Consider the following 4160-nt stretch of genomic DNA (forward strand, 5'->3'; position numbering starts at 1 on the left):
GTACCAGCAAAACGGGTTTCGGCTACGCTCAACCCTCGGAGGTTGGGCGTAGCCGAAACCGATCTCTAGAAATTATTGGTACTTTATTTTCAGGCGAATCCCTTACTAAGAACATTTGTGGACTAAAATTAAACTTATGTATCTGCATTGGCAAACATCTACCGATAAAACTATATAATTGTTAAAATTAGTGAAGAATTTGCAACATACTGGGAAAGCGCAACCGTTATGGGTCGATTAGGGGTTTTACTGCTGAATTTGGGCGGACCGGAGCAATTATCGGATGTGCGTCCGTTCTTGTTTAACCTGTTTTCCGACCCAGAAATTATTCGGATTCCAATTGCGGCATTACAAAAGCCGCTAGCTTGGATCATTTCGACTTCACGAGCGAAGAAATCTCAGGCCAATTATGAGAAAATTGGTGGCGGCTCGCCGCTGCGACGGATTACCGAAGAGCAAGCACGAGCATTAGAGAACCAATTGCGATCGCAAGGTGAAGATGCCAAAGTTTACATTGGGATGCGATACTGGCACCCGTTTACCGAAGATGCACTCGCTCAAATTAAACAAGATGGAGTCGAGCAATTAGTAATTCTCCCGTTGTATCCTCAATTCTCGATCAGTACTAGCGGTTCGAGTTTCCGGCTGATTGAAAAAATCTGGAAAGAAAACCCCCAACTCCAACCGCCGAAATATACGGTCATTGCCGATTGGTATCAAGAGCCAGGTTATCTCAACGCCATGAGCGCGATGATTGCTGCCGAAATCGATAAATGCCCAAATCCCGATCGCGCGCATGTGTTTTTCAGCGCGCATGGCGTACCAGTAAGCTACATTCAAGAGGCTGGCGATCCTTACCAAGCCGAGATTGAAGACTGCACCAAGCTGATTATGCAGACACTAGGGCGCAAAAACGAACATTCCCTGGCTTATCAAAGCAAAGTCGGCCCCGTGGAATGGCTCCAGCCCTATACCGAAGATGCGATCGTCGCATTAGCCGCTCAAGGAGTCGATGAATTAGTTGTCGTCCCGATTAGCTTTGTCTCAGAGCATATCGAAACTCTTGAAGAAATCGATATCGAATATCGAGAAATTGCCGAGGAAGCAGGCGTTCATACCTTCAACAGGGTACCCGCGTTGGATACTAACCCCATTTTCATCCAAACGTTGGTCGATCTAGTCCTGCGCGCTGCCGCAGCCCCCAGTCTGGATATCGATCGGGTCACCCAGATGAAGAAAAAAATTAAGATGTATCCCCAAGAAAAATGGGAGATGGGTCTCACCAACGCCGCAGAAGTCTGGAACGGTCGTCTGGCGATGTTAGGGTTTATTGGTGTAATCGTGGAAATATTTACTGGTCGCGGCCCTTTACACCTATTTGGGATACTTTAGGTTGGTGGATAGTGAATCGTGGAGGTGGATAGTGAATAGTGGATAGTGGATAGTGCCGATCGGTTTTATTCTCAATCTCCTATCCCCTTCATAAAGATGAATATTCAACGTTGGATTGCCAGAAGGCAAGGTAAATGGCAAGAACTAGATAAATTACTCCTACGCGCCCAGCAGCGCGGGATTAAATCGTTAAATGCCAAAGAGATTGCGACGCTAGCCAGCTTGTATCGATCGGTAGCCGCAGATTTGGCGCGCGCTAATACCAATCAAATCGGTCAAACGATCGTTCAAGAATTGCAAGCACTGACAACTCGCGGCTATAGTCAAATTTATCGTGGTTCTAGGCGACAAGAATTGCGCGGTGCGATCGATTTTTACCTGTGGAAATTACCACAAGTATTACGCGAAACTTGGGGCTATACGGCAATTGCTTTCGCCATCTTTTTAATTGGCGGGCTGATTGCCTGGTGGTTTGCATGGCAAGATGCCAGTTTTATGTCTTTAGTCGTACCTCAAAGTATGATTGAAAAAGTCCGCGATCGAAATCAACTGTGGATGGGTTCGATTATCGGTACCGAGCCGTTTGCCGCGAGTAGTATTGCGATTAATAACCTCAGCGTGGCTTTTCGGATGGTTGCGGGTGGCATTTTAGCCGGATTTTGGACGATTTATGCTTTATTTTATAATGGGGTTTTAATCGGTGCTGTCGCGACTTTAGTGGGGCAAAACGGTCTGGCTTATCCATTTTGGGCGTTTGTTTTTCCCCACGGTGCGTTAGAGTTACCTGCAATTTTTATTGCAGGTGGTGGGGGTTTATTAATTGCCAGGGGTCTATTATTTCCTGGTAGACATCGCAGGCGAGATGCATTGCGAATTTATGGTGGACAAGCAGCACAGTTAGTTATGGGTATTTTCCCAATGTTGCTAATTGCTGGCGCGATCGAGGGATTCTTTTCACCTCAAGAATTTATTCCTAGCCCGTTTAAATATTTGGCGGGTACGGGATTATTTATATTATTAATTCTCTATACATTACGTCGCGATGTTCCAGAGGAACGGCTCCGCCAACGATCTCAAGAAATACCTAGTAATTAGGATTTTATACCAAATCCGCTTCAGACAGACTTCTTACTAGCGAAACCCTATGCCCTCACCCCGCCGTCACCTCCGGTTCCGGCTCCCCTCTCCCTCAGGGAGCTACGGTGTATACACAAGTCGGATAGACTTCGTTTTGAGATCTAAATCCCCCAACCCCCTTGGAAAGGGGGCTTTAAAGTCCCCCTTGGAAAGGGGGATGTAGGGGGATTCTCACCAATTTCGCTTCTCCCTAGAGATGTGTATACACCGTAGCTCAGGGAGAGGGGCTGGGGGGGTGGGCAAGATGGTAGGCTTCCCACTAAGAATTTAATTCTTTAGGAACGACTTTAACGATCCGATCCTTCCCGTCGCGTAAGATCCGGACTTGAATTTGTTCGCTGACATGACTATTTTCCATCACATCTTGCAACTGATTGGCATCGTGAATTACCGTGCCATTAACATCGAGAATTGTATCGCCTCGGCGCATTCCGGCGACAGATGCGGCGGTATTTGGCAATACTTTAATTACCAGTACCCCATTAACCGACGGAATTTGGAAGAGGGCATTGGGATCGTTATTATTCTCAGCAGCAATTTCTGGGGTGAGCGTGACCATTTGCACGCCTAAATAAGGGTGCGAAACTTTCTCGCCGCGTGCTAGTTGAGTGGCGATTGTTTTGGCTTTATCGATCGGAATGGCAAAGCCAATCCCCGTCGCATCGGCACGGATGGCGGTATTGATGCCGATGACTTCTCCCTTAGCATTGAGCAGGGGGCCGCCGGAATTACCCGGATTGATTGCTGCATCGGTTTGGATGAAATCGAGGCGTTTGTCGGTCATCCCGACGGTAGAACTGGCACGTTTGAGGGTGCTGACGATACCTAATGTTACTGTATTATCTAATCCGAAGGGGTTACCAACTGCGATCGCCCAATCGCCGACTTTAACTAAATCTGAGTTCCCCAACTTAACCGTCGGTAAATTTTTGGCACCACTGACTCTAATTACGGCTAAATCGGTGACGGGATCGACTCCTCGGACTTTGCCTTCGAGGCTGCGCCCATCTTTGAGGATCACGGTCACTTTATCAGCTCGATCGACAACATGAGCGTTAGTTAAAATTATCCCATCTCGATCGATAATAAAGCCCGAACCCTGACCGCGTAATAGTTGCTGTTGGGGCAATCCCGTCAAGGCTTCATCGCCAAAAAATGGATCGATCCGGCGGGTAATCTTCCGTTCGGTATCGATCCTGACAACGGCCGATCCGACTAGCTCTACAGCCTTACTAACAAAGCTCTCGCCACTATTATCGGCGACGATGGCGGCAGGGGGGATTGCGGCTAATACTGGTAAGGGTAAGTAGGTAGCAATAATTATCGCGATCGTGACGATCGCCCAACCTATTTTGGACAGTTTCATATTGCACTCGACGATTGGTAATAACTCTTATTCTTTAATTGTGGCAATTTTTACGATGAATGTTAGCTATTTACAGCACTTTAGACAAAAAACGGGGATGAAACCATGTTTCATCCCCGCTCTGATATTATCTAACTGAATAGATTAACCGCGACCGCTAGGTGCGCGATTGCGTGTGGGGGGAGTTTCAGGAGGTAATGGAGTAGTGAGGCTAGGGCTAGGCTTACAAGGACAACCAACACCACCACCAGCGATGACTAAGAAT

3 protein-coding genes are annotated in these 4160 nt (G+C 47.3%); 2 read left to right on the forward strand and 1 reads right to left on the reverse strand.

Going from position 1 to position 4160, the window contains the following annotated elements; all coding sequences use genetic code 11:
- The first annotated feature begins 228 nt into the window (after window positions 1-228).
- Both hemH and RMO79_RS03035 read left to right on the forward strand, forming a co-directional pair.
- Window positions 229-1392: a ferrochelatase gene (gene hemH / locus RMO79_RS03030; protein ID WP_310481580.1), complete on the forward strand. Its 1164-nt coding sequence runs from the start codon at window positions 229-231 to the stop codon at window positions 1390-1392.
- Window positions 1393-1488: 96 nt separating this feature from the next.
- Window positions 1489-2487, forward strand: coding sequence for a stage II sporulation protein M (locus RMO79_RS03035; RefSeq protein ID WP_310481581.1), 999 nt, complete (start codon window positions 1489-1491; stop codon window positions 2485-2487).
- 301 nt (window positions 2488-2788) lie between these two features.
- On the opposite strand, the gene RMO79_RS03040 is transcribed toward RMO79_RS03035, so the two are convergent.
- The gene (locus RMO79_RS03040; RefSeq protein ID WP_310481582.1) at window positions 2789-3895 is read right to left on the reverse strand and encodes an HhoA/HhoB/HtrA family serine endopeptidase; all 1107 of its coding nucleotides are present in this window, start codon (window positions 3893-3895) and stop codon (window positions 2789-2791) included.
- Window positions 3896-4160: the final 265 nt, after the last annotated feature.

This window comes from Chamaesiphon sp. VAR_48_metabat_403 (assembly GCF_031422475.1).
Taxonomy (GTDB): domain Bacteria; phylum Cyanobacteriota; class Cyanobacteriia; order Cyanobacteriales; family Chamaesiphonaceae; genus Chamaesiphon.

Excerpts from the sequence above, each read along its gene's own strand:
- hemH (WP_310481580.1), top strand. The coding sequence starts at position 229 with ATGGGTCGATTAGGGGTTTTACTGCTGAATTTGGGCGGACCGGAGCAA.
- RMO79_RS03035 (WP_310481581.1), top strand. The coding sequence starts at position 1,489 with ATGAATATTCAACGTTGGATTGCCAGAAGGCAAGGTAAATGGCAAGAA.
- RMO79_RS03040 (WP_310481582.1), bottom strand. The coding sequence starts at position 3,895 with ATGAAACTGTCCAAAATAGGTTGGGCGATCGTCACGATCGCGATAATT.